This window comes from Chitinophaga varians, assembly GCF_014529945.1.
Classification (GTDB): Bacteria; Bacteroidota; Bacteroidia; order Chitinophagales; family Chitinophagaceae; genus Chitinophaga; species Chitinophaga varians.
On sequence record NZ_JACVFB010000008.1, the window covers coordinates 364,379 to 389,122 of the forward strand.

The following is a 24,744-nucleotide window of genomic DNA, read 5'->3' on the forward strand; positions in this document are numbered from 1 at the left end:
TTATGGTCGTTGTGTGTTTGTTTCCCTGAAAATGGCTTCCAGTATCCTGCGATCGGCATCTCCCAGCTGATGGCCTTTGAAGCCCATCCAGGCTGCTGCGTCCCGCAACGCCTCCGGCAACCGGTAACCGGTCATCCCCACCTGATGCCCCCAACTGAAGGAAGACAGAAAAACAGGTGGAAATCCGGCGCCGAAAATATTACAGGATACGCCCACCACTGTACCGGTGTTCAACATGGTATTGATGCCGGTGCGACTATAATCGCCCATCATCACGCCACACTTCTGCCCCGCCGGCTCTGTATCCTGCCTGGCCTCCATCCACACTTTCACCACCCCCGCATTGTTTTTCACATTGGAACAGGTGGTATTGCCTCCAAGATTACACCATTCGCCAATCACCGCATCACCGATGTAACCATCATGTGATTTATTGGAATAGCCGAAAAATACGCTGTTTTTGATTTCCCCGCCACCGATACAATAAGGTCCCAGCGTAGTGGCGCCGTATATTTTGGCGCCCATTTTTAAAACGGCCCCTTCTCCCATCGCCAGCGGTCCTCTGATAGTACACCCCTCCATAATAAGGGCGTTGCTGCCGATATAAATAGGACCGGTGGCAGCGTTAAGGATACTGCAGTGCACGGCGGCCCCCGGCTCCAGGAACACATTTTCAGGATGTGATACCTGGCAACCTTCCGGCAGCGGCGCAGAGGTACGCCCTTTGGTCAACAGCCGAAAATCGTCCCGGATGGCACGATCGTTCTGCAAAAAAATGTCCCAGGGCCTGAAAATACCAGCCACCGGGCCTGTATAATTCTTGCGACTGGCAGCGGGCAACAGGTGAACTTCCTTCCCCTGTACCACCTTCGCTACCAGATGGTTGTCTTTATATAATTCCTCATCCGGCCCCAAAGCCTGAATGGCTGCCACCAGCTGCTCGTCGGGCATCAGGTGCCCGTTGATCAGCACGTTCATCACCACGTCATCTCCACGGCGCAGCGGAAACTTCTCCTGCAAATGAGGTACGGTAAAATGACTGACACCTGTACCCAGCCAATGCTCCCACTTTTCCTGGAGGGTAAGAATTCCTACTCTGCAGGCTGCAATGGGTCTTGTATACGTAAAGGGGTATAACAGGTTGCGTTCGGGCGTGTCGAAAAGAATGTAATGACGCTCCATAAGGGGTTAAAAATAAAAAATCCCATCGATAAGCCGATGGGATTCTTTATAAAAATATTGTTGCAAACAACTATGCTTTTTTAGCGTAGCGTTTGTTGAATTTGTCGATACGTCCTGCAGTATCCACCAACACATTCTTACCAGTATAGAAAGGGTGAGAAGTATTGGAAATTTCCAACTTAATCAACGGATACTCATTGCCATCTTCCCACTTTACAGTTTCTTTGGAAGGAGCAGTGGAACGGCTTAAAAAGCTGTGTCCGTTTGACATATCTTTAAATACCACAAATCTGTAATTTTCCGGATGGATTCCCTGTTTCATATCAAATATTATTGTAAATACAGGGTGCAAAGGTAACCAAATTTCTTTAACACCCAAAGTTTATTATAAAAAAATCAGGATTTCATATTGATATACTGTAATGGTATGCCCAGATTAGCTTCCCGGCATGCCTGTATAACATCCTGTAAATCATCTATTTTTTTGCCTGTTACGCGCACAATATCGTCCATAATGGCGGCCTGTACCTTTAATCCGGAATCCTTGATCATCTTCACGATCTTTTTGGCATCTTCCTGTTTAATGCCATTTCGGATAGGTACTTCCTTTTTATATACTTTTCCACTCTGGTAAGCCTCTTTGCTCTGGTCATAAATGGTGGCTTCCAGCCCCTGACGCATGGAACGCGAGATCAGCACGTCCAACACCTGCCCCAGCTTCATATCACTGTCTACTTCTATGTTCAGCACCAGATCTTTTTTGTTCAGTTCTATTACCACATGTGAGCCTTTGAAATCAAACCGGTTGGTGATCTCCTTTTTCACAGTGTTAACCGCATTATCCAGTGTCTGTAAATCTACTTTGCTAACAATATCAAAGGACGGCATAATTCATTTTTTTTATCTTGGAACGACAAATATAGAAAAGAAAAAGCAGGTAGTGAACTACCTGCCCGACATATATAAATCTAAATCTAAAAAAAATTAAATCTGGCGTACGTTGCCCATGCCGGAAACGGACTGGTTCACGGTCGGATTTCCTTTATATTTTACCTTACCCACACCGGATACGCTGACATTCAGCTTTTTTGCCACCGCTACTTTTGCTTCTCCACTACCGGAAATACCTATTTCCGCCTCATCGGTCTGAAAATCCAGCGCTTCAATGTTAGCAGCACCGGAAGCGTGGTAAGACACTCTCTGGCAGCTCCCTTTCAGATCAACCTTGCTCGCACCGGACATGCCCACTTCCAGATTCCGGGCGTTGAGGTCCAGGTCGGCATGAGTGGCACCACTGAAATCCAGCTTCAGATTGTCTGAGTTGATCCGTCCTTTACCGGTATAGCTGCAGGCGCCGCTGGCCGACAACTTCTTTACCTGCTGTATGGTAATGTGCACAATGATCTTTTTGCTGGGGTCAATGTTTACACCTCTGCGGGTAGTTATTTCCAGCTCGCTGCCGGAAACGTTGGTTTCAATGTAAGGCAGCAGATTCTCTTCTGCTTCTATCTGAATACTGTTGGTGCTGCCTTGCTGCAGTTCTACATGGTACACGCCACCGGTAGAAATTTTGTCAAAATTACCGGCGGTACGGCTTTCCGTTTTCATTTGGCCGTTTCCTCTGATACGCTCATTGCGCATGTTGGTGAAAGAGGCCAGTAACACGATGAGCGCTAACAAAAAGGACGCTGGTACTACATACTTAAAGAATGTTTTCATGTGGATTTTTTTAGAAATGATTTATAATCAGGTTTTAGAATGGACTTCGTTGTGAATACAATATCAGATGAAGATCAATAAGCATTCAGGCTGGCGTCGGAATTGGTGCCTTTTATCTTAATGACCGGCGATCCTTCGCTGCCACCACCCGACTGTGCTTTATAGATCAGGGTGCTGGATGTTTTATTGGAATTTACGTTTTTCAGTTCCAGGCCACCGGTGCCCAGGTCTCCATTTACTATCACCACATCCAGTTGCAGCGGTAACTTACGCGGCAGGTTCATCTTCAGATCGGAGAAAGTCAGTATCAGATCGGCGCCTTTAAAGCCCGGCACCACCTTTTTGATGTTCAGGTCTCCATACGTGATCTTCATGGAGATATCATTCACCAGGTCACCAATATTGGTATCTGAAAAGGCGACATGGCCATTTACCCGTTCTACCCGCTGTATCTTATAATCATCATAATTGGCGGCCAGCTTCAGCGTTCCCAGATTGGTAACGGTATAATTGCTGTAGTTGGAGCTGACGTCCAGCAGGTCCAGCTGCTCTGCTTTCAGGCTGGAATAATTACCCTTCAGCACCACTTTGTTGGCTTTACCGATGCGGCCCCTGTCGCAATAGTTGAGTTTTAACTGCAGGTCTGCTGCGTCACGGATATCATAAGAGCAATAGTTGAGTGACAGCTCTGCCGGGAAATTGAATTTATCGGCTACCACGTCTCCGAAGTTGTTCTCTACCTTCAGCCTGGCAAGGCTTTCAGGAATAAACACATCGTAGTCTATATTCACATAGTCTTTGGAATCTTTTTTACCGCCCCAGGAAAACCAGGACCCGCCTGATTTGGATGGTGCATAGGAAGTAGTGATGGACACGTTGGCGCCGTTTTGGTTGGCATCAATATTCACGCTTTCGGCGATTCCCTGTGCTTCCTCATCATTTTTACCAAAGCCGGTAACAGTGATGGCCGCTTTGATTTCATTTTTATTCCAGATGTGGAATACCACCTTACCATATTTGTTGCTCAGGCTGAAAGCCGCGCCGGCACTAACGGTGAATTCTTTGCGGATGGTTTTTTTATACGTTACGTCGCCATTAGTGGCAAAAGTGAACAGCGGCAATACAAGGCATAACAGCAAATTAAATTTCAGCTTCATATTGTTTTTTTGTGTGAGTAGTGGGAGCTGCGTGTTTTTCATGCAACTCTTCGAGGATTTTGTCAAGCAGCTCCAGTTTGAGCTGATAATAACGGATCATGGCGCCCCGGATTCTTTGGTTGCCCGGATTGTTTTTCAGCTCATTCTCCAGTGTTTTATAGGTATCATTACGTAACTGCAATTCTTGTCGCGCTGCACTGTCAAGCCCCAGCTCTTCGGCGGGATAGGCATTGATCAGCTCCAGTTTTTCATTGATACGATTGGAATAATACACTTTGGCGTCCTGCATTTCCGGTATCACGACAGCAAGGTCCTGTTGTTGCTGTTGTTTATGCTTCGCGAAATAAAACAGTACGGCGGCGTTGACCAGCAATACTGCGATAACGGCGGCTTTAAACCAGTTTTTGCCCAGCATCGAAACCACGCTGCCTTTACGGCCTCCCTCCAACTCTCTTTCCAACGCGTCCCACACGCGCGGTGAAGGTCCGGGTTCTTCAAATGCCCCCCGGTGCTGTTGGATAAAACTTTCAAAATTTTCCGGCATTAACGAATAAGATTTTGCTGTTTTACAATTTGTCTTACTTTCTCCTTTGCCCGCATGTACTGGGTTTTTACGGTAGATTCCGTAATGCCCATCATGTCGGCAATCTCACGGTGGGAGTACTCTTCAAACAGATAGAGGTTCAGTACAGTGCGGTATCCCTGTGGCAGTCCATGGATCGCTGATTTAACAGCGGACACGGTCCAGGTGAAGGAATCCTCGTCTATACCTGCTTCTTCTGCTACTTCCACTTCTTCCACTTCTTCAAAGTACACTTTTTTCTTTCTGAGATTATTCAGGCAGTGGTTCACCACTATCCTTTTAATCCACGCTGTTACACTCGCTTCCCGCTCCAGCTTGCCAATGTTACGGTGTACCTGTATGAAGGCTTCCTGTAAGGTGTCTTCCGCATCACTAACGTTACCCGTCATACGCAAACAGATGTTGTACATGGCAGCAGCATAAGCATTATACAGTTCGCGAAATGCGCGAACATCCCCTCTTTTGCAGCGGTCTATTACATTCCCGTCTAATTGCGTCTGATTCAAGTTATTGGCTGATGCTTTCATTATAAAGACAATGATTGTAAAAAAGGTTGCATGTAGTAAGGCCGTTCTTTTGAAATTTTTTACGACTGATACGCAAGACCCGTCAAAAAATTAGACTTAAATATCTAATTATAAATATTTTATATAGATATATACCTGTAATGTCTCCTTAAAAATTTTTTATAAAATTACCGGGAAGCGTGCTTTTCCTGTTTTAAAATCCACCAAACCCTGCTTTTTTGTGACGAAAACTCATTTTTTAGATAATCCGGGTATAAAACGCAGCCCTGACGAAAAGGGCCGCGTTTTTCCATCCTTATATATACCTAAAAAACCATCTTTAGTTTCCTCCTTTAACACGGTTTTGCTCTGCTTCCAGGCCGGTCTGACGATTACGGGCTGCTTTCACATTATTGTTGCCGAAACGATAGTTGAAAGAAAGCCGTACCTGCCGTGAATCCCATCTGTTGAATACGGAGGTGGTGCGGCCCACATTCTCAAAAGACCCGCGGAAATAATTCGTTCTGAACACATCGGTGACGCCCAGCTTCACGGAACCCTTGCCCTTCAGCACTTTCTGCTGTGCGCCCAGGTCCAGGCCATACATCGCTTTCATTCTGAACAGCCCTTCATCCGCTACCTGCGGAGAAACATAGAAGAAAACAGCTTCCGCGCTCAGGTCCTTCGTGAGGGTGAAAGTCTGCTGGGTGCGTCCAAAGAAACCTACTGATGACAGTTTCACGTTGTTCTTATCTACCACGGTTTCGTACATATTATAGGAGAGTGACACCGTAGTAAAAGACGTCCACCATTTGGTGATAGGCACCGGAGCAGAAATGTTCAGGTTGAAAACATCTGACTTGGCGACGTTCTGATACCGGTAGCGAATAGCTGATGTATCTCCGCTCACCGGGTCTACGGCCGCTTCCAGAATCTTGGTCATCATATCCTTCGTATGAGTATATGCCAGTGAAGTGGTCAGAAACTCCTTAAATGTATGGGTGATCTCAAAGTTGTTGGAGTACTGTGGCTTCAGGCCCGGATTACCGGCAATCCTGGTATAGCGGTCCAGGTAAAACTCAAACGGATTGAGCTCTTCGTAGTCCGGACGTTGGATACGACGGCTGTAAGTCAGGCCCAGCGTATTGCTCTTGTTCAGCTGATAACTCACAGCAGCACTGGGGAACAGGTTAAAGTAACTGGAATCGTTCCTGACTACCTGTGCCTGTTGATCTTTGGTAAAGGCTGAATTACCGTTGATATGTGTTTGCTCCCCACGCAGCCCCACTTGTACATATACCTTTTTGAATTGTTTGTTGATATTGATATACGCTGCATTGATGTTCTCCTTATATATGAAGTGGTTGGAGCGCCGTTCGTCCTTAATCCAGTTGCCGGTACGCAGTGAATCAAAGCGGGCATCGTTGTCAGTCGTCACGAAGCTGATCTTAGCACCGGCTTCCAGTTTAGCTCCACCTTTTAAAGGATGTACATAGTCAACTTTAGCAGATTTGATGTCGATGCTGGAAGGTTGGGCATTACGGGAAGTATCGCTGCCCAGCACACCTTTATCGGCACCATCGCGGTTAATGGCGAAGATGGAAGCATTCAGCTGCTGCGTGATACGGGCATAGTCCAGATCAATGTTCAGCTCTTTACCGGTAGAATCCAGGATACCGCGGTAGTTCAGATTGTAGGCCCCACGCTGCCATCTGCCGCTTTCTCCGGTGTTGGTATGCAGGATGGAGTCGATCAGGTTACCGTTACCAATTTTAGTGACAGCATCACTGAACATATTACGGTCACGGCGACTCACATCAGCCATTACTCCGAGTGTATGATTTTTGGAGATGAAATAATCCACCCCAAGTTTACCACCGTGATAATCAGATTTGTGGTCTGTGCCCGTCAGCTGATCAAATACCTGATACCGGCCTTCGTTGGTCATGGTGCGGTATAACCCCAAATCCTGCTCTTGTCTGCGATAGTTATAATTATAGGAACCAAAGATGTTTACTTTTTCGTTGCGGTGGTTCAGGTTAAGCGCGCCGTTAGCGCGGTTGTTGATCCCCCGGACGAGACCCAGATTCAGATTGCCGTTGGTGCCGTAGTTCTTATTCTTTTTCAGTTTCAGATTGATGATACCGGCATTACCGGCAGCATCATATTTGGCGGAAGGATTGGCGATCAGTTCTATCTGTTCGAGGTTGGAAGCCGGCATGCTTTTCAGCAGCTCAGCCACATCCTGTGAAGTCATATTGGTGGGTTTACCATCAATCATGATCACGACGCCGCTCTTTCCTTTCATGGAGATATTACCGTCTTTATCTACGTTGATGGTAGGTGATTTCTCCAGTACTTCCATGGCATTACCGCCGGCGGCGGTGATACTGCTTTCCACGTTCACCACCATTTTATCTGCTTTCTGCTCTATGAAAGGCTTGCGGGCAGTCACGTCTACTGCTTTCAGGCTTTTGGAAGCGGCTTCCATGGCGAGGGAAGGAACCGTTACGGTGGTAGTGCCCACCACAAAAGATTTACTGTAAGCCTTGTTCATTCCTACGGCAGCTGCCGCGATCAGGTACTTACCTTGTTTTATCTGTTCAAATTCATATTTACCGTTGATATCTGCAATGGCTCCTTTTACGAGAGAAGAATCGCCAGCCTTTAATAAAGTAATGGTGGCAAATTCTACTGGTTGCTCGCCGGTACGGACTACTTTACCGGCCACTTTAGGTCCGTTTTGTGCCTGGGAAGTTAACACGGCGCTTACCATTCCTGCTGTTAGTGCAAACGCTGTCAAAATTGATTTCATACAAGAGAGGATTTAGAATTTTTCTGGTTTCAGATTTAAAATTATCGGGAAGCAGGTATTTCCAATTTTAAAATCCACCAAATCCTGCTTTTTTGTGACGAACAGCTATTTTCAGGTGAGGTAAAAGACGCAGCTCTGGCGAAAAGAGCCGCGTTTTTCCATCCTTATATATACCTAAAAAACCATCGTTAGTTTCCTCCTTGTTTTACACGGTTTTGTTCTGCTTCCAGGCCGGTTTCGCGGTTGCGGGCTGCTTTCACGTTGCTGTTACCGAAGCGGTAATTGAAGGAAAGACGTATTTGCCGCACATCGTTTCTGCTAACCAGTCCGGTGGTCCTGCCGGCGTTGTCAAATGAACCACGGAAATATTGTGTGTTGAAGATATCAGCTATGTTCAGTTTCAATGTTCCTTTACCTTTCAGTACTTTCTGTTGCAAGCCCAGGTCCATGGAGTACATTGACTTCATTTTGAACAAGCCTTCTTCGAGCACTTGTGGCGCTACATAGAAGAAAGTAACTTCTGCGGTGGTGTTTTTAGCCAGCGTGAAAGTTTGTTGCGTACGGCCAAAGAAACCGAAAGAAGAAAGCTTCACATTGTTCTTGTCTACCACTGTTTCATACATATTATAGGCAAGAGAGACTGTTGTAAAAGAAGTCCACCATTTGGTGATGGGTATCGGCACAGACACGTTCAGGTTGAAGTTGTCGGCCTTCGCCACGTTCTGGTACCGGTAACGGATCGCTGAAGTATCTCCGCTGGCTGGGTCCACCGCCGCTTCCAGGATTCTCGTCATCATATCTTTGGTGTGCGTATACCCCAGTGAAGTGATCAGGAACTCTTTGAAGGTGTGGGTAAGTTCAAAGTTATTGGAATACTGCGGTCTCAGATTCGGGTTACCGGCTTGTTTCGTATAGCGGTCCAGGTAAGATTCGAACGGATTCAGTTCTTCATAATCCGGACGTTGAATACGACGGCTGTAAGTCAGTCCCAGCGTATTGTCTTTATTCAGCTGGTAAGTCAATGCTGCGCTGGGGAAGAGGTTGAAGTAGCTGGAATCGTTCTTCACTATTTTCAGTTGTTCCTTTTGTGTTGACTCAGAATAGCCGTTGATGTGAGTTTGTTCGCCACGTAAACCTACCTGTACATGCAGCTTTTTGAACTGTTTGCTGAAGTTAACATACGCTGCATTGATGTTTTCTTTATAAATAAAGTGATTGGAACGGTTCTCATCTTTTATCCAGTTACCGGCGCGCAGCGAGTCAAAGCGGGCGTCGTTGTCGGTAGTCACAAAGCTGGTTTTCAGGCCGGCTTCCAGTTTAGCGCCGCCTTTCAACGGATGCACATAATCTACTTTTGCCGTTTTGATTTCAATCCGGGAAGGCTGGTTGTTACGGGATGTATCGCTGCCCAGCAGGCCTTTTTCAGCACCATCACGGCTCACCGCAAAGATGGAAGACACTTGTTCGTTGGTGTTACGGGCATAGTCCAGATCAATGTTCAGTTCTTTGCCGGTGGAATCCAGGATACCACGATAGTTCACGTTGTAAGCGCCCCGCTGCCATCTGCCATTGTCAGTGGAATTAGTACGCAGGATGGAATCGATGATGGAACCATTTCCTATTTTGGTAACGGCTTCTGCCGGACTGTTACGGTCCCGGCGTGCCAGGTCTGCCATGACGCCGATTGTATGATTTTTGGAGAGGAAGTAATCCAATCCCAGTTTGGCTCCATGATAGTCTGACTTATATCGGTCAACATTATTCTGATCAAACACCTGATAACGGCCTTCGTTGGTCATCGTGCGGTACACGTCCAGGTTTTGCTTTGATTCTCGGTGGTTATAGTTATAAGAACCAAACAGATTCACTTTTGCATTGCGGTGGTTCAGGTTGATGCCGGCGTTGCCACGAGGTCTCAGGCCTTGTGCAATGGCCAGGTTTACGTTGCCATTGGTACCGTAGTTTTTGTTCTTTTTCAGTTTCAGGTTGATGATACCGGCATTACCGGCAGCATCATATTTGGCGGAAGGATTGGCAATCAGTTCTATCTGGTCCACATTGGAAGCCGGCATGCTTTTCAGCAGCTCCGCTATTTCCTGGGAAGACATATTGGTGGGTTTACCATCAATCATAATGATAACGCCGCCTTTTCCTTTCATGGAGATGTTACCGTCTTTATCTACATTGACAGTAGGTGATTTTTCCAGTACTTCCATGGCGTTGCCACCAGCAGCAGTGATGCTGCTTTCCACGTTGACCACCATTTTATCAGCTTTCTGCTCTACGAAAGGCTTGCGGGCAGTTACGTCTACCGCTTTCAGGCTTTTGGAGGCAGCCTCCATGGCGAGAGAAGGGACCGCTACGCCCGTGGTGCCCACTTCGAATGGTTTACTGTAAGCTTTGTTCATTCCTACGGCTGCTGCCGCGATCAGATACTTACCTTGTTTTATCTGTTCAAATTCATATTTACCGTTGATGTCCGCGATAGCTCCTTTTACAAGAGAGGAGTCACCGGCCTTTAACAGGGTAACGGTAGCAAATTCTACTGGTTGTTCGCCGGCACGAACTACTTTACCGGCTATTTTAGGTCCGTTTTGTGCCTGGGAGGTTAACGCGGCGCTCATCATTCCTGCTGTTAATGCAAACGCTGTCAAAATTGATTTCATATAAGGGCGGATTTAGAATTTTTCTGGTTTTTTAGATGTTAGATCGTTCCGGTTACTGTTCAGTTGGTTTTCTGGTGAATCCCTTCTTAAAGAACCTTGGTTAATATACTACAGTGGTTTGTCAACTACAGTAGCTTATCAACTACATTGTAAAGATATGTACCATGCAATACATAGTACCTAATCTTTACACGAACGGTCTGTAAGTAGTGATGAACGGTAATGTGTGCCGGAAACAATAAGAAGACGACCCAAAAAAGGAAATGTTTCACCCTGAAAGCTACGGAAGTGTCGATGGTGAATGAGGGGTACAGACGGTTAAAATGACCGGAAGAACGGTACTCCAATAGCGGGCACAAGAGTAAAATATGGTTAAAAAAACATCAAAAGTCTCCGGCAGGCATCTCCCGCAGGGATAATAGAAAAGAGAAAAGGGAACTTCTAAAAGGAAAGCTGGGGGAGATTTAGTTCAATCGCTCATCTACCCGAAAAAGCTGCTTAGGCATTTCCCGGCGGCGATGTATGTATTGCATGACATATATAAATAGTATCATCAACAGTGATACCACAACGAACAACCAGGTATTGAGCACCTCCTGGAAGATATGACGGACTTCGAGGAGCTCCCCCATCCTGAGTACCTTTTCGGTCCAGGCGGCCATCCGGTCGGTATGGGGGTTGAAGTCCAGGTAACGCTGCCCAATCGGAAGGTGGACATGCGCGCACATGGCCGGCATCAGCGCCTGCAACTGCTCCAGTTGCCCGGTATTGGCTACGGCGGTCAGGCACAATGCGCCGGTCCGCGTAAGGATCCGCAGTTCATAGTTAAGGACAGCGGCATTTTTGCCCAGCTGCAGCATGCGGGCCAGGTGTAAGGTATTATCGGTTTCATGGTATACCGGTGGCAACGCCCAATACATATCCGTAACCGTATTCAGCCCCCTTCTGCTGCGCCAGTTGTTTTCCTGAACGAGGTGCTGTTGCATTTTCTGCATTAGCACGTTATAGTTCAGCTGCCGCGCCTCCGGCTGGCTCAGATACCCTGATTCATCCATGGAAATTTCAATACCAAAGAGATTACTTTCGGCACGACTACCTGGTTTGGGCAACAACAGTCCCAGAAAGCCAGGATTTTGCGGGTTACCCCAAAGACGTTCTACCAATGTCCGGCCCTGTACCGCATTCAGAAAGCGATATCCTTCCGGCACCGATAATACCACGCCGTTATTCAGGACCACCTTGCCTTCCTGATAAGTAAATGATGCATGGAGCCTGTCTTCCGGACCGAGGGAGTCATAGCGGTCCAGGCCCTCTTCTCCCACACCGGCGAATGCCCGGGAAATGAAGACAATACAAGTGAAAATACAGTATGCAAAAGCCTTTCGCATAAAACCGATTGGTGGTTTAACGGCTCAACAAAAAATGGATATTGTAAGGTCTTAGTACGATAGGGATAAAATTACTACGGATAGCTGCCATCAGGGCGCACAGATACAGGGTTTAATTTCCGTGAAGGTGGTACCCACGACGGAAACCACTCATTGTTCGCAAAACCAAGATATAAAAACTTTTATTTTTCCCAGTGGATATTTTCCAGGACGCCAGGCAATACTTCCTGGATCAACTCAAAAAACACTCTTTCTTCTTTTCGTATATGCGCCTCCAGGCTTACGGCTATTTTGTCCATATCTTCTTCCAGCTGCGTACTTTCAGTGATGGCACTATACATACCGGAGATAAGCCGGTGTTCCCCCTGTAGTTCGGTAATCAGCGCGTCCACGCGGGGATCATGACCGGTACATTTCTCGAAGAGGTATTCTTCTTTCTGGATATGAGGTACCATCAGTTCCTGAAACACTTTCACCATATATTCAAAACGGGCCTGTGTTTCCAGCGGAAAACCTTCGTAGGGAGCCGCATCTTTTTTCAGATAGCGGCATACAAATAACAGCCGCTTATGCTCATGCGATAAGGGTATTAGTGCTGAATGACGTTGCATATTCAATATCAGGCAGCTGTTGCAACAGCTGCATTTTTTTTACGGCAATACCATATCCAGATAATACCTCCGATAACCATCAGGAAAGAGATGATTTCCGCCTGTGTGGGATGAAAACCGAAAATGTCGTATTTCGTATTGACACGGATTTTTTCAACGAAGAAGCGCTCCAGGCCATTGAGTACAAGGTATACCCCGAAGATCACCCCTGGTACGGTGATTCTCTTACGGATAGCCCAGAGTACACCGGTGAGCAGCAGACAAGCCAGTATTTCATATAACGGCGTGGGATATACGCCTACCGGCAGCACGCGGCAGTAAGGCCCGTCACATCCTGGCATCGGCACCCCTTCATTTACCACGTTGTGGGGATATCCGGAAGCAAAAAACCAGTCAGGCAGGAAACTCAGCGCCGCCGGTTTGGCAAATGCCGCATGGGGAATATGAGCTGTATCGCTGTATTGCTGTTGGAAGAAGGTAATATTCCGCTGAACTGCATTATTGAATTCGGCCGGCGGCACCTGTACCACATGACCGGTGGTATCGGTGATATAGGCGCTGTTGTAGATACCCCAGTCACCATCGCCGGCAAACTGGCATCCCATCCTGCCGATAGCGTAAGCCAGCATCAGCGCCGGCGCCGCACTATCTATCAGGTGTTTGATGCTGATCTGTCTTTTACGGGCATAACGCAAAATCACGATGGTGGCCACAATCAGACCGCCGTAGAAGGTAAGGCCGCTGAAAGAGAGCAGCGCGCCAATAGGGTCCTGAACAAAGTCGTTCCAGTTCTCCAGGTTATGAAACACCTTAGCGCCCAGCAGTCCCGCGATGGCCGCCATCACAATAATGTCCGGCACGCGCTGGTGAGGCCATATGTTCACCGTTTCTTTTTTGGCTGCTGTTCCTTTTTTGCCTTTAGTGCTGTTGTATTTCAGGAAAATCAATATCGCTGCTACCGCCAGGCCCCCCAGGAAACTGCCTTCACCAGACAGGATAAAACCCTGAAAATTCTGGGACACCTTATCCCAGTTGAGTATCAGGCCAAGCCCCTTCCAACCCAGCAGGAATCCGAGGATGCCATTGCTGATGTATTCGCTGGTAGTAGCGGGACCGCCAGTCAGCACGGTTTGGGAAACCGGCTTCAGCCAACCCAGCTGCTCACGGCGCTTTAATTCTTTTGTCAACACATAAGCCCCTGCCAGGAAAGCAACGGCCACAAAAAAGCCAAATGTTTGAAGGATTTTGAAAACAGGAATCTCTATACCGAACAGATCTCTGAAAGCGTAATATAAATTAGGATACATAGCCTAAAAAAAATTGGTGATCTGAGTTTTCCTATGAACAAAGCCGAATTAGTCAAAAAGGAAAATCAAACCACCAAAGTACGATGTAATTTCGAAATTCTGAATTGGAATTCCGGAATTAAAGTATTAGCAATATTGTTCAAATGCGTCAGCGAGGTTAGCAGCAATCATCTGTGCTGAACGACCTTCGATCATGTGACGCTCGATGAAATGTACCAGTTGTCCATCTTTAAACAATGCGATAGACGGAGAAGACGGAGGGTAAGGCAGCAGGTGCGTACGGATCTGCTGTACAGCTTCCAGATCATAACCGGCAAATGCAGTCGTCAGCCTGTCTGGTTTCTTTTCGCTATGCGCTACTGCCATCAGCACACCAGGACGGGCGGTGGCAGCAGAACAGCCACATACAGAATTTATTACTACCAGCGTGGTACCTTCTTTCTTCAGTGTTTCGTCTACGTTGCCAGAGGTCAGCAGCTCGTCAAATCCATTATCAGTCAACTCTGCCTTTCTAGGCATAACTAATTCCGCAGGATACATATTGTTATAGTTTTTTGTGTTAAGATTTTCGACAAAGTTAAAGATATAGGATCAAAAAGTAAAAAATCGATCTCACTAAAAGACTTTTTGACACAAACCAAACAATCAAACAGACACAATGTCAGTATCTGTAACGTTTTTACTAACAAAATAGCAGTTTTAATGGCATGGTATCCCATTTGATCTGTAACCATCGTTGAACAACAAAATTGATTTCACACTAAAAAAATTGATAAAAACTATGACACACGTAAAATTCAACCACAGCCCTCTTCCCAGATTAGTTGAAGACATTTTTAATGGCGGATGGAATAAATATGTAAAAGATGATTTCCTGACCAGCGACTTCTTTTCTACCCATCCTCCGGTAAACATCGTAGAAACCAAAGACGCGTTTTTGCTGGATGTAGTAGCTCCTGGCTTTGCGAAAGAAGACTTTAAGATCAATGCAGACGAAAAAGCAATTACCATCAGCGCGGAAAGAAAAGCTGAAGCCAAAACCGAAGGCGACAAACAGGTACGCCGCGAGTTTAACTTCAAATCCTTTAAACGTTCCTTCAGCATCACGGATGCAGTAGATACGAACAGGATTCAGGCAAAATACGATAATGGCATCCTGAAAGTGACCCTTTCCAAAAAGGAAAACAAACAGGACGCTCCCAAAGAAATAGTAGTGGAATAAGGGATACAGGATGGCTTCCTCCCGGAAGTCATCCAAAACATGGGGGTTAAAGGAGGTACCATCTGGTACCTCCTTTTTTCATATGTGTATAATTCACACAAACGTTGAATCAACTGGTGCGCATTAATACGATAATTTGCTTCCTTAAGCAAGCGCTATGGCAAAGCATTTCAGGAATGCCTGGTTATTCACCAAGAGCATTTACCTCAGCTCGGAGAAAGCAGTGATCGGCAATGTATTGCAACGTACGGAAAACACCTACGAACAAGCCAAACTCCGGCTCATCTTTGACTACCTCTTTTTTTACACATTACTGTTGTTCCCCATCATGTTACTGGCCATGATCAGCCAGAATGAAGTGAACATGCTCCTGATCCCTTGTCTGGTCACCGCTTTGCTGACAGGCCTTTACCTGTTGAGAAGAGGCGTGGCGGCCCGGGTGGTAGGCCTGGTCACCTCCTGCTGTACCCTGATCATTCCGATCATTTCTTCATTTTTTAATAGTCAGGACCTTTCGCCCCGCTACGCCATTGTATGGGCCATGAGTATATTGCTGGCCTATATTACTGTCAACATCAGAACAGCCCTGGCACTGTGCGGCATTCTGTGTGCCTACCTCTCTGTAGTGGCCTATGTTAAAATCAACGGCATCCCCGTTTATGTAAGTTCCGGCTACTCCGATACCTTTCAGCTGATGTCTAATCCGATAACGGTCATCCTGTACATGCTGTTCCTGATCCGTGCGCTGGGACAGTATTACCGTAACATCATCTCCATGGAACAGCAGCGTACCGTGGAAAAACAAAAGCAGCACCTGTCGCTGATCAATCAGAACCTGACCAAACAGTTCCTGCTGGTAAAAGGGTTTTCCCGCTCCGGCAAAGCGGCCTTCATGAAAGGAGAAATGGAACTACTGGAGGCCTGCTTCACAGAAATAGAAAAACAATGTGGTACCGCTATTGACTATCTCAATGAAGCACAGGAAGATTGATACTACACGTCTGTGTGAGATATAATATTTTTTTATTCCCTATCCCCCGCTTGTAACCCGACATCCCTCCAAAGGCTAATCTTCTGAAAGACCGCGTAAATGTTAATGATTTGTAAATGTTATAATACTAAATTACCACCAAATCAATTCAAATATCGCCTCAACAGATTATAAAAAATTACAACTTTTAGGGCTTATCCAGCGTCAACGGCTACACTATATTTGTGCTATCAAATTATTTCCTATTGTCCTTATGCTATTGGACATCATCTAACCTATGCCATGGATGGGGCTTTCAGAAATGAAAGTCCTTTTTTTTGTCCGGTACTTTTTAACACATAAAAGAAGCCCCCCGAAAAATCGGGGGGCTTTCAGTAGGATTACTAACCCATTTTTTTAATAACCCAAAATCTTTAACATACTCTGGGAAGTTTGCTCTTTGGCATACAACCAGTCTTTCAGTTGTCCGTTTTTATCATACCCCACGATCACGTGTTTGGGAGATGGAATCAGACAGTGTTTAATACCGCCATATCCACTCAGCTGGTCCTGATAAGCGCCGGTATGAAAGAAACCGATATACAGCGGCTCTCCGCTTGGCTGTTGTTTCGGTAAAAATACCGCGTTGATATGTTCCTCAGATGTATAAAAGTCGTATCCGTCGCAGGTAAGACCACCCAGATGTACTTCCTGGTATTCCTGGTCCCACTTATTGATAGGCAGCATCAGGAATTTCTCCCCAATACCCCATGTATCCGGCAGGGTAGTAATGAACGAGCTATCGATCATGTACCAGGATTCCCTGTCGTTCTGCATTTTTTCACCTACCACGCTGTAAATCACCGCACCGCTCTCACCTACAGTAAAGGAACCGAATTCTGTGTAGATGTCCGGTACCGGTACCTTGTTCTTTTTGCAGGTGCTTTTGATGTTGGCCACAATTTCGTTAACGATGTAATTATAATCGTAGTCAAAGCCCAGGGAGTGTTTGATCGGGAAACCGCCACCAATATTGATGCTGTCCAGTTCCGGGCAGATCTTTTTCAGCTGGCAGTACAGGTTGATCACCCTGTTGAACTGTGACCAGTAGAAGATATCGTCTTTGATCCCTTTGTTCATAAAGAAGTGCAGCATTTTCAGCTCAAACTTCTCGTTCCCTTTGATTTTATCGACATAATATTCGAGGATATCGCGGGGAGGCACGCCCAAACGGGAAGTATAGAAGTCGAAGCTGGGCTCTTCTTCCGCGGCTACGCGGATACCCAGTTTCACCTTATCTTTTATCCGGACGTTGCGTTTGTAGTCTTCCAGCTCTTCTTTGTTGTCCAGTACCGGGATCACATTTTTAAAGCCGCTGTTGATCAGTCTGGCTATGGCCCTGGTATAGGCTTTCGTTTTGAAACCGTTGCAGAGTACAAACGTCTCTTTGTTGATCTTCTTTTTTTCGTACAGTTTGTTTACGATATCGATATCATAAGCAAACGATGTTTCGATGTGCACGCCATGTTTCAGGGTTTCCTCCATAATGAAGGAGAAGTGCGAACTCTTGGTACAATAGCAGTAATAGTATTTTCCATCGTACCTGTTCTTCTTGATGGCATCATGGAACATTTTCTTTGCCTTGTTGATCTGCATCCCGATCTTGGGAAGGTAGGTCAACTTAAATGGCGTTCCGTACTTGTCAATCAGCGCCTTAATGTCCAAACCGTTAAACTCCAGGTAGTTGTCTTTTACGTCAAAGCCCTCCTGGGGGAATTCAAAAGTCTGTTTAACGAGGTCGGTGTAGGTGTTGTTCATTTAAATCTGCAAATGAATTAGTAATAAAATAAACTACAGGATAAATGCTCCTTTTCCTCGCTGGAAACTCCTGGTTTACACACCTACGTCAGTTGAAACCCAGCAAAATTGGTTGCAAAGCTAAATATTTTGTTGATTGCTGCATTAATTTTTTTCCGGGTATCCTGCCGGGCAACAGGTCAACAACCGGGCAAATATACAAACAATTACAAATCAGCAAATTAAATAAAAATATTTAATATTTATTGGCCATTATTAATGACTACCGGCGACTGTTTTCCTTCGCAGAAAAGCAGGTCCAGAATACTGAGATCGGGCAGGAAACCGACACGTTCCTGGAACACCTGGGTGTACTGCGCCGCATCTTCCGTTGCCGGGGCGTTGGGCAGGATACGGTCACGCGCGTCCGTAACACCGGGCACTTCCTTTTGATAGCTTTCGGTGAACTGAATAACCGGGTTAATGCCGAGCTTGTTATTCACCCATTCAAAACAGGCCATGTTCCAGTCGAGCAAAAATGAGAATGGTTTTTCAAACAGCCCCTGCAGGTCTTCCTCATAATATTCAAACCAGGGAGAGCGCCGATAAGCAGACACGAGCGTTTTCCAGTGCAGAGACTGCCATTTCTCTTCATTACTAATCCGGACATCCTTCATCAGCGTGCGTTGATTTTTTCCGCGGGTCAGGGGCACACTTAAGATCATGCGGCCATTTGGGCCGGCGAGATAACAACGGTTCCGGTAACTGAGCTTTTGATAGTGCTCATATTTCTCTATCTGTAATATATCGTGGTTAATTAAAGTTTTATAGAAGATAATTGGCGGAAAATACTGTGATTCAATTAATAGCACTTCACTTTTTGCATTCTCTGTCATATTGTCAAATTTTTAACCCGCCAACGCGGAAATGAATAGTTACAGCTGCTGACTCACTTACAGTTATCTACTTAATAATTAATTTCAAGTAACTGGATAACAATTCATAGAAAAGTTATTCATATGCTAACGAAATTAGTATTTCACCGTTTAAAGTAAAATGGCAGTCAAATGCAAAAATACTAAAGAAATTAGTTGCTTGCGAGATGATTTTAAGCAAGCTCAGGAAGGATTTGAAAGATAACAAACAATCCTAAAGAATATATTTTTTTATATTCATTTTTAAACCTATTTAAAATAGTCTCCTACCCGGCTCCGCCATAACTTCCCGTTAAATGTTTCCCAATTCGGATACTCGTTTTTGATAAGTAAAACCTTTGCTGTAGGTTTGAAGATTAAAAGTTCACCGATCACAATGAAAACGATCCGTCTGTTTTTAATCATCATGGCCACCTGGGGACTGGCAAGCTCATGCGAAAAAATGAAGGACCTCCAGTTTGTGAGAGTAGCCAATTTGCAAATGGATGAGCTAGGCATGTCCAAAAGTATTGTACGGCTCACCCTGGCATATTATAACCCGAACAATTATCAGCTCAAACTCAAAGACGCCAACTTCAATGTATTTTTCGATGACACCGAAGTCGGCCGATCCATTCAGGATACCATGATCAACATCCCCGCAAAAGACACCTTTTACTTTCCGGTGAAGCTGGAAGTCAACATGGCCAATGTGCTGAAAAATGCGTTTACCGCTTTCTCCAGCAAGGAAGTCACCATAAAAGCCACCGGCAACTGTAAAGTAGGCAAGGGAGGCATTTACATTCCTTTCCCGATTAAATGCGAAACAAAGCAGGCGCTGAATTTCTTTTAAGGAAATGATGTGCTTATATAATTAGTATGGAAGCTCCGGTCCTGCCGGGGCTTTTTTATTTCGATACCGTTACCAGGGAGATGATCTTCAGGATGTGTTGGGCGTCTTCCAGGCTACGCACAGGTGATAAAGCAGCCATTCCCCTGACTGCATTTATATCCGGCAAAAGTTCCCCGCTGAGCAGGCCACTATCGGCCGCCGCTTTATAGGCCATGGCTGTTTTCAGCGCAGCAGCTTTGATTCGCAGCGAATGCGGACTATACCGGCCGGGATGCAGATGAATATACTGCTCCGGGTTATCCGACAACCGCAATACCCAACGGGAGGTATCAGACAGCGTCACTTCCACATAGCCGTCCCGTGCCGCCACCCAGGCGGCAAAAGCTGCCGGCAGAAAAATACCCTGCGCCGTCAGTTGCGCAGTCACTTCCTCAAAAATCACTTCCACGGCCAACGCGCCGGTATACATATCCATCTGGGAGGTCCCGATCTTTTGAAGCGCTGCCGGCAGATCAGTAATCGACACCGTTGCCAGCATCTGTTGTAATACACCTAAATGGTGTTTGAACGGGTTAAAGAGAATGCAGGAAATAGCCGAAAATTTGAAGATTTGAGCAATTTATGGGGAAAATGGGGAATTTCAGGCGCATTAAAAACCCGGGAAGGGCTCGGACCTCTCCCCGGGTATAATTATAATGATGGTATCAAAGCTTAGTGCTTTTTCTTTTCCATGCCGCCGCCATCTTCAGGCTTTTTGCAGCATTTAGGCAGTTTAGCGTAGCTTTCCGGATTGGCAGTTACGTTATCTGCGTCATAACCGGCATTAGCGATACCTGTTTTAACGTTTTCGATATTCGTACGGTCATCCCAGTATTTTACGGTGGTTACGTGTTTTTTAAAATCCACTTTTACCGACTCTACACCTTCTTCCTGGGACATATATCTTTCGATACGGTTTTTGCAGGACTCACACTGCACGGTAGGCGTGCTGATCTTGGCAGTCAGCAGGGATTTTTTCTTCTGCTGGGCCATGGCCACGCTTACGCTCGCCAGCAGGAACAGCATTACTAATTTTACGATGCGCATAGTATAGATTTTGACAACCGAATATACAAAAAAAGTAATATACCCGACTATTTACCCCATTGGTCAGGCGCTGTTCTCCACGCCTGCAGCGTGCTGATCTCATCCGCAGAAACAATACCCTTCTCTTCTGCCAGGGCAATCATAGCGTTGTAGTTGCTCAGTGACTTAAACGGTACGCCGGCTGCTTCAAATGCTTTTACCGCTATGTCAAAGCCATAGTTGAAGATAGACACCATGCCTATTACTTCACCACCTGCCGCACGGATGGCCTGTACCGCTTCGAGGCTGCTTTTACCCGTAGAGATCAGGTCCTCCACCACTACTACCTGCTGACCAGGTTGCAGTACGCCTTCTATCTGATTACCCATGCCATGCTCTTTCGGTTTGGAACGGACATAGATAAACGGCAGTTTCAGCTGGTCAGCCACCAGTGCGCCGTGTGGAATACCCGCAGTAGCCACGCCCGCGATTACCGCAGCATCCGGGAAAGTTTCAAATACGGTATTGCATAACTCGGATTTGATGTAGTCCCGCACATACGGATAGGATAACAATTTCCGGTTATCGCAATAAATGGGAGATTTCCATCCGGAAGCCCATGTAAAAGGCTGGGCAGGGCTCAACTTTACGGCCTGCACCTGCAGCAGTTTTTCTGCAACTTGTTTTTCGCTTACTGTAGTCATACAGCGCCAAAGGTAAAACATTTGATTATTTGCCCATTTAGATATTTAGACATTGACAGATTTGAGTGTTTTCATTAAATCTTCAAATATCTAAATCACTGAATAACCAAATGTCTAAATTTGCATCATGCAAGCTAACATGACGATCTACCTGAATGAGCGCCCCCTCATCATCAGCGGAAGTGAACAAAACATACCAGCAGACATCAACGGGGCAAAGGTTTACCTGAATCCCGATACGGAGAAAATAGAGAAGGTATTACAGAAGATGGAGGAAGGTAAAAAAGAAGCGGCCGTATTTATCACAGAAGATGTGAAACAGCTGTTTAAAAAGGTGTCTCTTCATTTTACGGTACTGGTGGCCGCCGGTGGCCTGATCACCAATCCCGACGGTGAAATCCTGATGATGTTCCGCAGAGGAAAGTGGGACCTGCCTAAAGGCAAACAAGACCCGGGCGAAGACCTCGAAACCTGCGCTGTCCGTGAAGTAGCGGAGGAAACAGGGCTGCATACCATTGCCCTCACGCATAAAATCACGGAGACGTTTCACTACTACCCTATGAAGACTAAAAAAGTATTGAAACACACCCACTGGTACCGGATGCAGTTCACCGGTACAGAACTTACGGTACCACAGATCGAAGAAGATATTCAGGATATAGAATGGGTTAAACCACAAAACCTCGAGAAATACCTTAAATACTCCTACGAGAACATCCGGGAAGTATTCAAAGCAGAAGGCCTTATTTAAAATTTAAACAATTACAAATTACGAATTGAGGACTCATTTATGGAACGGTTGTTTAGGAACCGCTCTGACAAGGGACCCTCAATTCGTAATTCCTAATTCCTAATTTGTAATTGATTTTATCTTTTGGCCAGAATAGCCATGGTAAGCCGGCTTACACAGATAAGTTTGTGCTGGTCATCAGTAATCCGGATGTCCCACACATGGCTGGTAGCGCCTATATGCAAGGGTTTAGCGCAGGCATGCACATATCCGCTCTTTACTCCCCTCAGGTGATTGGCACTGATTTCCATACCCACACAAATTTGTTTGTCGGGATCGATGATTAACCCGGAAGCCATGCTGCCCACTGTTTCTGCCAGCGCCACAGAAGCGCCGCCATGCAACAGACCATACGGCTGTTTGGTACGATGGTCCACCGGCATCATCATCTTCAGGTAATCCGGACCTATTTCTGTAAATTCCATTCCCAGATGGGCCCCCATCGTATTTTCACTCAGTTCATTGAGTGTGTCCAGTGATACGTTCAGGGAATGCCAGATCGCTTTCATAGTATGCGCTTTTACAGTGATCGCTTATGTTGTTGAATACCTTCCAGCACTACTTTATGCAGGAAAGGCTGTACATCTCCCCCATGCCGGAAAATATCCCGTACCAGCGTGGAGGCCACACTGGAGTATTGCGGCGTGGTGGTCAGGAAAATCGTTTCTATGTCGGGTGCGATCGTCCGGTTGACATCCGCAATAGCTTTTTCATATTCGAAATCACTCACGTACCGGATACCACGCAGGATAAAGTTAGCCCCGATTTCCTTACAAAAGTTGATGGTCAGCCCCTGATAGGCGGCTACTTCCACCCTCGGGTCGTTTTTATAGATCTCCCGGATCCACTCCATACGTTCTTCCAGCGAAAACATCGGTGATTTGCTGCTATTGGTGCCGATGCCCACCACCAGGCGGTCAAACAGGCCCAGCCCCCGGTCTATGATATCGGTATGGCCCAGCGTGATGGGATCGAAGGTGCCCGGAAATAAACAAGTCCTCATGGAAAGTTGATGGGTTTTAAATGACAGGTTCAGCGCTTCAGCTCTTCCCGGTTAATGAAAATCGAGAAGGTAGTCCCGCCGTAACTCCTTTCAGAGCGGTAATAGCTATAACCCTGAAAATCGTTCTGCCGGGTATGTTCAATGACCAGCCAGCCTTCGGGATTGAGCAGTTGTTGCTCAAAAATGATCCCGGGCAGTTTATACATGGCCTCCATGGCATAAGGCGGGTCGGCAAAAATGAAATCGAATTTTTCGGTGCATTGCTGCAGATACTTAAACACATCCATCCGCACTACTTTCAGGGTAGGGATGTCCAGCAACCGGGCTGTTTTGGTAATAAATTCAGCCATCGCATGATCTTTCTCCACGATGGTCATATCAGTGGCGCCTCTGGACGCCAGCTCGTAGCTGATGCTGCCGGTACCGCCAAAAATGTCGAGTGTTTTTAAAGAAGGAATATCCAGATTGTTCTCGATGATATTAAACAGTCCGCCTTTGGCAATGTCTGTAGTAGGCCTTGTATTAGGCATTTTTGCAGGCGGTTGTATCTTTCTGCCCCCACGTTCTCCTCCGATTATACGCATAATGCTAACGCATACAAGTTATGAAAATAATAGCCCGGGATTTCCTGCATGGGTGTGATATAGTTGAATCCCGGTAGTCGTTGCACCCATTCCAGGTTGGAGATGAATTTATACATCTCCTGGTAAACCACGCTGTCTGTGGCCACTACGCCCCCCAGCTTCACCTTTACCCGCTGCTCATCGAGCCCCAGCTGACGAAGGGTATTCACCAGTTGGTATACCACGTCGAGCCCGGCCTGGTACTCTCCATCCTGCTGGATGATAAGTTTCCCGTTCACGTAGATAGTCAATGTAAAGCGCTGACGCTGTACATGTACAAAGGCTATTCCATCGGTCGCCCGGTAGTCCAGGTCCAGCGGATAAGCTTGCAGCAGTGCGGAATTAGCGTGTACCACGAGGTCTGTGGAGAATTCCTTCCGCAGGAATCCCAGCAGATCTTTGTCTACGCTAAATATATTCACCATGGGCAGCCCCGGCAGCAGATCGGCCAGAATGGCTTCCTGCATTTTTTCCGGTTGTGACAGGTGGAGGTATTCTTTTTTCAGGGAAGGCATGTAATATATCTGCGGCACCAACACTCCGCCACCGTTATCAAAGGCCAGCAGTACGGATTTAAAGGCGGTAAACAGCAGTTTGTCTGCGTCAAACACCTCTTCTATCATCTCCAGATCGGCCAGGGCCAGTTTCTGCGGTTGGAAATGATAGGATTTCAGCGCCAGGAATTTTTTCGCTGCGGGATCAAACACCACATAACTGAAAGTACCGCCACCTACCAGCACCAGCAGGTGACAGGCAGTAAGATCGGTTTCCAGTAAAGTTTCATCATCTACTGTAAATGCAGGATGGATGTTGTAAGCCACGGGCATATTTTACCTTTCAAATGAATTACAATAATAATCTTTTTAGTG

General features: G+C 46.2%; 26 protein-coding genes. 4 read left to right on the plus strand and 22 right to left on the minus strand.

Features of this window, described 5'->3' with window-relative positions; genetic code table 11:
- The 13 genes from ICL55_RS32580 to ICL55_RS32640 all read right to left on the minus strand — a co-directional run bounded on the left by ICL55_RS32580 (position 1) and on the right by ICL55_RS32640 (position 14,474).
- Positions 1-1,182, minus strand: a complete 1,182-nt coding sequence (locus ICL55_RS32580) for a putative sugar nucleotidyl transferase (protein ID WP_188105732.1) — start codon at positions 1,180-1,182, stop codon at positions 1-3.
- Positions 1,183-1,252: 70 nt separating this feature from the next.
- Positions 1,253-1,504, minus strand: coding sequence for a type B 50S ribosomal protein L31 (locus ICL55_RS32585; protein ID WP_168805214.1), 252 nt, complete (start codon positions 1,502-1,504; stop codon positions 1,253-1,255).
- A 74-nt stretch (positions 1,505-1,578) separates the two neighbouring features.
- On the minus strand, positions 1,579-2,070 hold the full coding sequence (locus ICL55_RS32590; RefSeq protein ID WP_188105734.1) for a YajQ family cyclic di-GMP-binding protein: 492 nt from the start codon (positions 2,068-2,070) through the stop codon (positions 1,579-1,581).
- Positions 2,071-2,166: 96 nt separating this feature from the next.
- On the minus strand, positions 2,167-2,901 hold the full coding sequence (locus tag ICL55_RS32595; protein ID WP_188105736.1) for a head GIN domain-containing protein: 735 nt from the start codon (positions 2,899-2,901) through the stop codon (positions 2,167-2,169).
- A 74-nt stretch (positions 2,902-2,975) separates the two neighbouring features.
- A complete protein-coding gene (locus ICL55_RS32600) occupies positions 2,976-4,058 on the minus strand; it encodes a hypothetical protein (protein ID WP_188105738.1) in 1,083 nt (360 codons plus the stop codon).
- Positions 4,042-4,602: a hypothetical protein gene (locus ICL55_RS32605; RefSeq protein WP_188105740.1), complete on the minus strand. Its 561-nt coding sequence runs from the start codon at positions 4,600-4,602 to the stop codon at positions 4,042-4,044. Before ICL55_RS32605 ends, ICL55_RS32600 begins: the two co-directional genes overlap by 17 nt.
- Complete coding sequence (locus ICL55_RS32610; RefSeq protein ID WP_188105742.1) at positions 4,602-5,147, minus strand: RNA polymerase sigma factor; 546 nt, start codon at positions 5,145-5,147, stop codon at positions 4,602-4,604. Before ICL55_RS32610 ends, ICL55_RS32605 begins: the two co-directional genes overlap by 1 nt.
- Before the next feature lie 340 nt (positions 5,148-5,487).
- On the minus strand, positions 5,488-7,962 hold the full coding sequence (locus tag ICL55_RS32615; protein ID WP_188105746.1) for a TonB-dependent receptor: 2,475 nt from the start codon (positions 7,960-7,962) through the stop codon (positions 5,488-5,490).
- 188 nt (positions 7,963-8,150) lie between these two features.
- On the minus strand, positions 8,151-10,628 hold the full coding sequence (locus ICL55_RS32620; RefSeq protein ID WP_188105748.1) for an outer membrane beta-barrel family protein: 2,478 nt from the start codon (positions 10,626-10,628) through the stop codon (positions 8,151-8,153).
- Positions 10,629-11,092: 464 nt separating this feature from the next.
- Entirely contained in the window at positions 11,093-12,016 is a 924-nt protein-coding gene (locus tag ICL55_RS32625) for a DUF2167 domain-containing protein (RefSeq protein WP_188105750.1), read from the minus strand.
- A gap of 182 nt (positions 12,017-12,198) precedes the next feature.
- Complete coding sequence (locus tag ICL55_RS32630) at positions 12,199-12,627, minus strand: hemerythrin domain-containing protein (RefSeq protein WP_188105752.1); 429 nt, start codon at positions 12,625-12,627, stop codon at positions 12,199-12,201.
- Positions 12,628-12,635: 8 nt separating this feature from the next.
- Positions 12,636-13,934: a prolipoprotein diacylglyceryl transferase gene (locus ICL55_RS32635; protein ID WP_188105754.1), complete on the minus strand. Its 1,299-nt coding sequence runs from the start codon at positions 13,932-13,934 to the stop codon at positions 12,636-12,638.
- A gap of 126 nt (positions 13,935-14,060) precedes the next feature.
- A complete protein-coding gene (locus ICL55_RS32640) occupies positions 14,061-14,474 on the minus strand; it encodes a BrxA/BrxB family bacilliredoxin (protein ID WP_188105756.1) in 414 nt (137 codons plus the stop codon).
- A gap of 241 nt (positions 14,475-14,715) precedes the next feature.
- Between ICL55_RS32640 and ICL55_RS32645 the strand changes: the two genes are divergently transcribed.
- Both ICL55_RS32645 and ICL55_RS32650 read left to right on the plus strand, forming a co-directional pair.
- Positions 14,716-15,156 (plus strand): Hsp20/alpha crystallin family protein, encoded by a 441-nt coding sequence (locus ICL55_RS32645; RefSeq protein WP_188105759.1) that lies wholly within the window; start codon positions 14,716-14,718, stop codon positions 15,154-15,156.
- A 157-nt stretch (positions 15,157-15,313) separates the two neighbouring features.
- Positions 15,314-16,147: a hypothetical protein gene (locus tag ICL55_RS32650; protein WP_188105761.1), complete on the plus strand. Its 834-nt coding sequence runs from the start codon at positions 15,314-15,316 to the stop codon at positions 16,145-16,147.
- Between the two features lie 396 nt (positions 16,148-16,543).
- Here the strand turns inward: ICL55_RS32650 and ICL55_RS32655 are convergent, their stop codons facing one another.
- Together ICL55_RS32655 and ICL55_RS32660 are read right to left on the minus strand one after the other, a co-directional pair.
- Entirely contained in the window at positions 16,544-17,944 is a 1,401-nt protein-coding gene (locus ICL55_RS32655) for a type III PLP-dependent enzyme domain-containing protein (protein WP_168872611.1), read from the minus strand.
- 242 nt (positions 17,945-18,186) lie between these two features.
- Positions 18,187-18,819: a WbqC family protein gene (locus tag ICL55_RS32660; RefSeq protein WP_188105763.1), complete on the minus strand. Its 633-nt coding sequence runs from the start codon at positions 18,817-18,819 to the stop codon at positions 18,187-18,189.
- A 415-nt stretch (positions 18,820-19,234) separates the two neighbouring features.
- Between ICL55_RS32660 and ICL55_RS32665 the strand changes: the two genes are divergently transcribed.
- Positions 19,235-19,690 carry an LEA/WHy family protein gene (locus tag ICL55_RS32665; RefSeq protein ID WP_188105766.1) on the plus strand — a complete coding sequence of 152 codons (456 nt, stop codon included), beginning with the start codon at positions 19,235-19,237 and terminating at the stop codon, positions 19,688-19,690.
- Between the two features lie 55 nt (positions 19,691-19,745).
- On the opposite strand, the gene ICL55_RS32670 is transcribed toward ICL55_RS32665, so the two are convergent.
- The 3 genes from ICL55_RS32670 to pyrE all read right to left on the minus strand — a co-directional run bounded on the left by ICL55_RS32670 (position 19,746) and on the right by pyrE (position 21,459).
- Entirely contained in the window at positions 19,746-20,216 is a 471-nt protein-coding gene (locus ICL55_RS32670; RefSeq protein WP_188105768.1) for a hypothetical protein, read from the minus strand.
- A gap of 185 nt (positions 20,217-20,401) precedes the next feature.
- Positions 20,402-20,776, minus strand: coding sequence for a heavy-metal-associated domain-containing protein (locus ICL55_RS32675; protein WP_188105770.1), 375 nt, complete (start codon positions 20,774-20,776; stop codon positions 20,402-20,404).
- Positions 20,777-20,823: 47 nt separating this feature from the next.
- Complete coding sequence (gene pyrE, locus ICL55_RS32680) at positions 20,824-21,459, minus strand: orotate phosphoribosyltransferase (RefSeq protein WP_188105772.1); 636 nt, start codon at positions 21,457-21,459, stop codon at positions 20,824-20,826.
- A gap of 127 nt (positions 21,460-21,586) precedes the next feature.
- Here pyrE and ICL55_RS32685 point away from each other — a divergent pair, with 127 nt between their 5' ends.
- Positions 21,587-22,210 carry an NUDIX hydrolase gene (locus ICL55_RS32685; protein ID WP_188105774.1) on the plus strand — a complete coding sequence of 208 codons (624 nt, stop codon included), beginning with the start codon at positions 21,587-21,589 and terminating at the stop codon, positions 22,208-22,210.
- A gap of 116 nt (positions 22,211-22,326) precedes the next feature.
- Here ICL55_RS32685 and ICL55_RS32690 read toward each other — a convergent pair whose 3' ends face one another.
- From ICL55_RS32690 to ICL55_RS32705, 4 genes are read right to left on the minus strand one after another with little or no spacing between them, the layout of a single operon-like run.
- Positions 22,327-22,758 carry a hotdog fold thioesterase gene (locus tag ICL55_RS32690; RefSeq protein WP_188105776.1) on the minus strand — a complete coding sequence of 144 codons (432 nt, stop codon included), beginning with the start codon at positions 22,756-22,758 and terminating at the stop codon, positions 22,327-22,329.
- 11 nt (positions 22,759-22,769) lie between these two features.
- The gene (gene coaD, locus ICL55_RS32695) at positions 22,770-23,252 is read right to left on the minus strand and encodes a pantetheine-phosphate adenylyltransferase (protein WP_188105779.1); all 483 of its coding nucleotides are present in this window, start codon (positions 23,250-23,252) and stop codon (positions 22,770-22,772) included.
- 29 nt (positions 23,253-23,281) lie between these two features.
- Positions 23,282-23,782, minus strand: coding sequence for an RsmD family RNA methyltransferase (locus ICL55_RS32700; protein WP_246496785.1), 501 nt, complete (start codon positions 23,780-23,782; stop codon positions 23,282-23,284).
- Between the two features lie 44 nt (positions 23,783-23,826).
- The gene (locus tag ICL55_RS32705; protein WP_188105785.1) at positions 23,827-24,696 is read right to left on the minus strand and encodes a DUF3822 family protein; all 870 of its coding nucleotides are present in this window, start codon (positions 24,694-24,696) and stop codon (positions 23,827-23,829) included.
- Positions 24,697-24,744 lie beyond the last annotated feature (48 nt).

What these genes read in the sequence shown, in the direction of transcription:
- ICL55_RS32580 (WP_188105732.1), bottom strand. Translation starts at nt 1,182, where the DNA reads ATGGAGCGTCATTACATTCTTTTCGACACGCCCGAACGCAACCTGTTA.
- ICL55_RS32585 (WP_168805214.1), bottom strand. Translation starts at nt 1,504, where the DNA reads ATGAAACAGGGAATCCATCCGGAAAATTACAGATTTGTGGTATTTAAA.
- ICL55_RS32590 (WP_188105734.1), bottom strand. Translation starts at nt 2,070, where the DNA reads ATGCCGTCCTTTGATATTGTTAGCAAAGTAGATTTACAGACACTGGAT.
- ICL55_RS32595 (WP_188105736.1), bottom strand. Translation starts at nt 2,901, where the DNA reads ATGAAAACATTCTTTAAGTATGTAGTACCAGCGTCCTTTTTGTTAGCG.
- ICL55_RS32600 (WP_188105738.1), bottom strand. Translation starts at nt 4,058, where the DNA reads ATGAAGCTGAAATTTAATTTGCTGTTATGCCTTGTATTGCCGCTGTTC.
- ICL55_RS32605 (WP_188105740.1), bottom strand. Translation starts at nt 4,602, where the DNA reads ATGCCGGAAAATTTTGAAAGTTTTATCCAACAGCACCGGGGGGCATTT.
- ICL55_RS32615 (WP_188105746.1), bottom strand. Translation starts at nt 7,962, where the DNA reads ATGAAATCAATTTTGACAGCGTTTGCACTAACAGCAGGAATGGTAAGC.
- ICL55_RS32620 (WP_188105748.1), bottom strand. Translation starts at nt 10,628, where the DNA reads ATGAAATCAATTTTGACAGCGTTTGCATTAACAGCAGGAATGATGAGC.
- ICL55_RS32625 (WP_188105750.1), bottom strand. Translation starts at nt 12,016, where the DNA reads ATGCGAAAGGCTTTTGCATACTGTATTTTCACTTGTATTGTCTTCATT.
- ICL55_RS32630 (WP_188105752.1), bottom strand. Translation starts at nt 12,627, where the DNA reads ATGCAACGTCATTCAGCACTAATACCCTTATCGCATGAGCATAAGCGG.
- ICL55_RS32635 (WP_188105754.1), bottom strand. Translation starts at nt 13,934, where the DNA reads ATGTATCCTAATTTATATTACGCTTTCAGAGATCTGTTCGGTATAGAG.
- ICL55_RS32640 (WP_188105756.1), bottom strand. Translation starts at nt 14,474, where the DNA reads ATGTATCCTGCGGAATTAGTTATGCCTAGAAAGGCAGAGTTGACTGAT.
- ICL55_RS32645 (WP_188105759.1), top strand. Translation starts at nt 14,716, where the DNA reads ATGACACACGTAAAATTCAACCACAGCCCTCTTCCCAGATTAGTTGAA.
- ICL55_RS32650 (WP_188105761.1), top strand. Translation starts at nt 15,314, where the DNA reads ATGGCAAAGCATTTCAGGAATGCCTGGTTATTCACCAAGAGCATTTAC.
- ICL55_RS32655 (WP_168872611.1), bottom strand. Translation starts at nt 17,944, where the DNA reads ATGAACAACACCTACACCGACCTCGTTAAACAGACTTTTGAATTCCCC.
- ICL55_RS32660 (WP_188105763.1), bottom strand. Translation starts at nt 18,819, where the DNA reads ATGACAGAGAATGCAAAAAGTGAAGTGCTATTAATTGAATCACAGTAT.
- ICL55_RS32665 (WP_188105766.1), top strand. Translation starts at nt 19,235, where the DNA reads ATGAAAACGATCCGTCTGTTTTTAATCATCATGGCCACCTGGGGACTG.
- ICL55_RS32675 (WP_188105770.1), bottom strand. Translation starts at nt 20,776, where the DNA reads ATGCGCATCGTAAAATTAGTAATGCTGTTCCTGCTGGCGAGCGTAAGC.
- pyrE (WP_188105772.1), bottom strand. Translation starts at nt 21,459, where the DNA reads ATGACTACAGTAAGCGAAAAACAAGTTGCAGAAAAACTGCTGCAGGTG.
- ICL55_RS32685 (WP_188105774.1), top strand. Translation starts at nt 21,587, where the DNA reads ATGCAAGCTAACATGACGATCTACCTGAATGAGCGCCCCCTCATCATC.
- ICL55_RS32690 (WP_188105776.1), bottom strand. Translation starts at nt 22,758, where the DNA reads ATGAAAGCGATCTGGCATTCCCTGAACGTATCACTGGACACACTCAAT.
- coaD (WP_188105779.1), bottom strand. Translation starts at nt 23,252, where the DNA reads ATGAGGACTTGTTTATTTCCGGGCACCTTCGATCCCATCACGCTGGGC.
- ICL55_RS32700 (WP_246496785.1), bottom strand. Translation starts at nt 23,782, where the DNA reads ATGCCTAATACAAGGCCTACTACAGACATTGCCAAAGGCGGACTGTTT.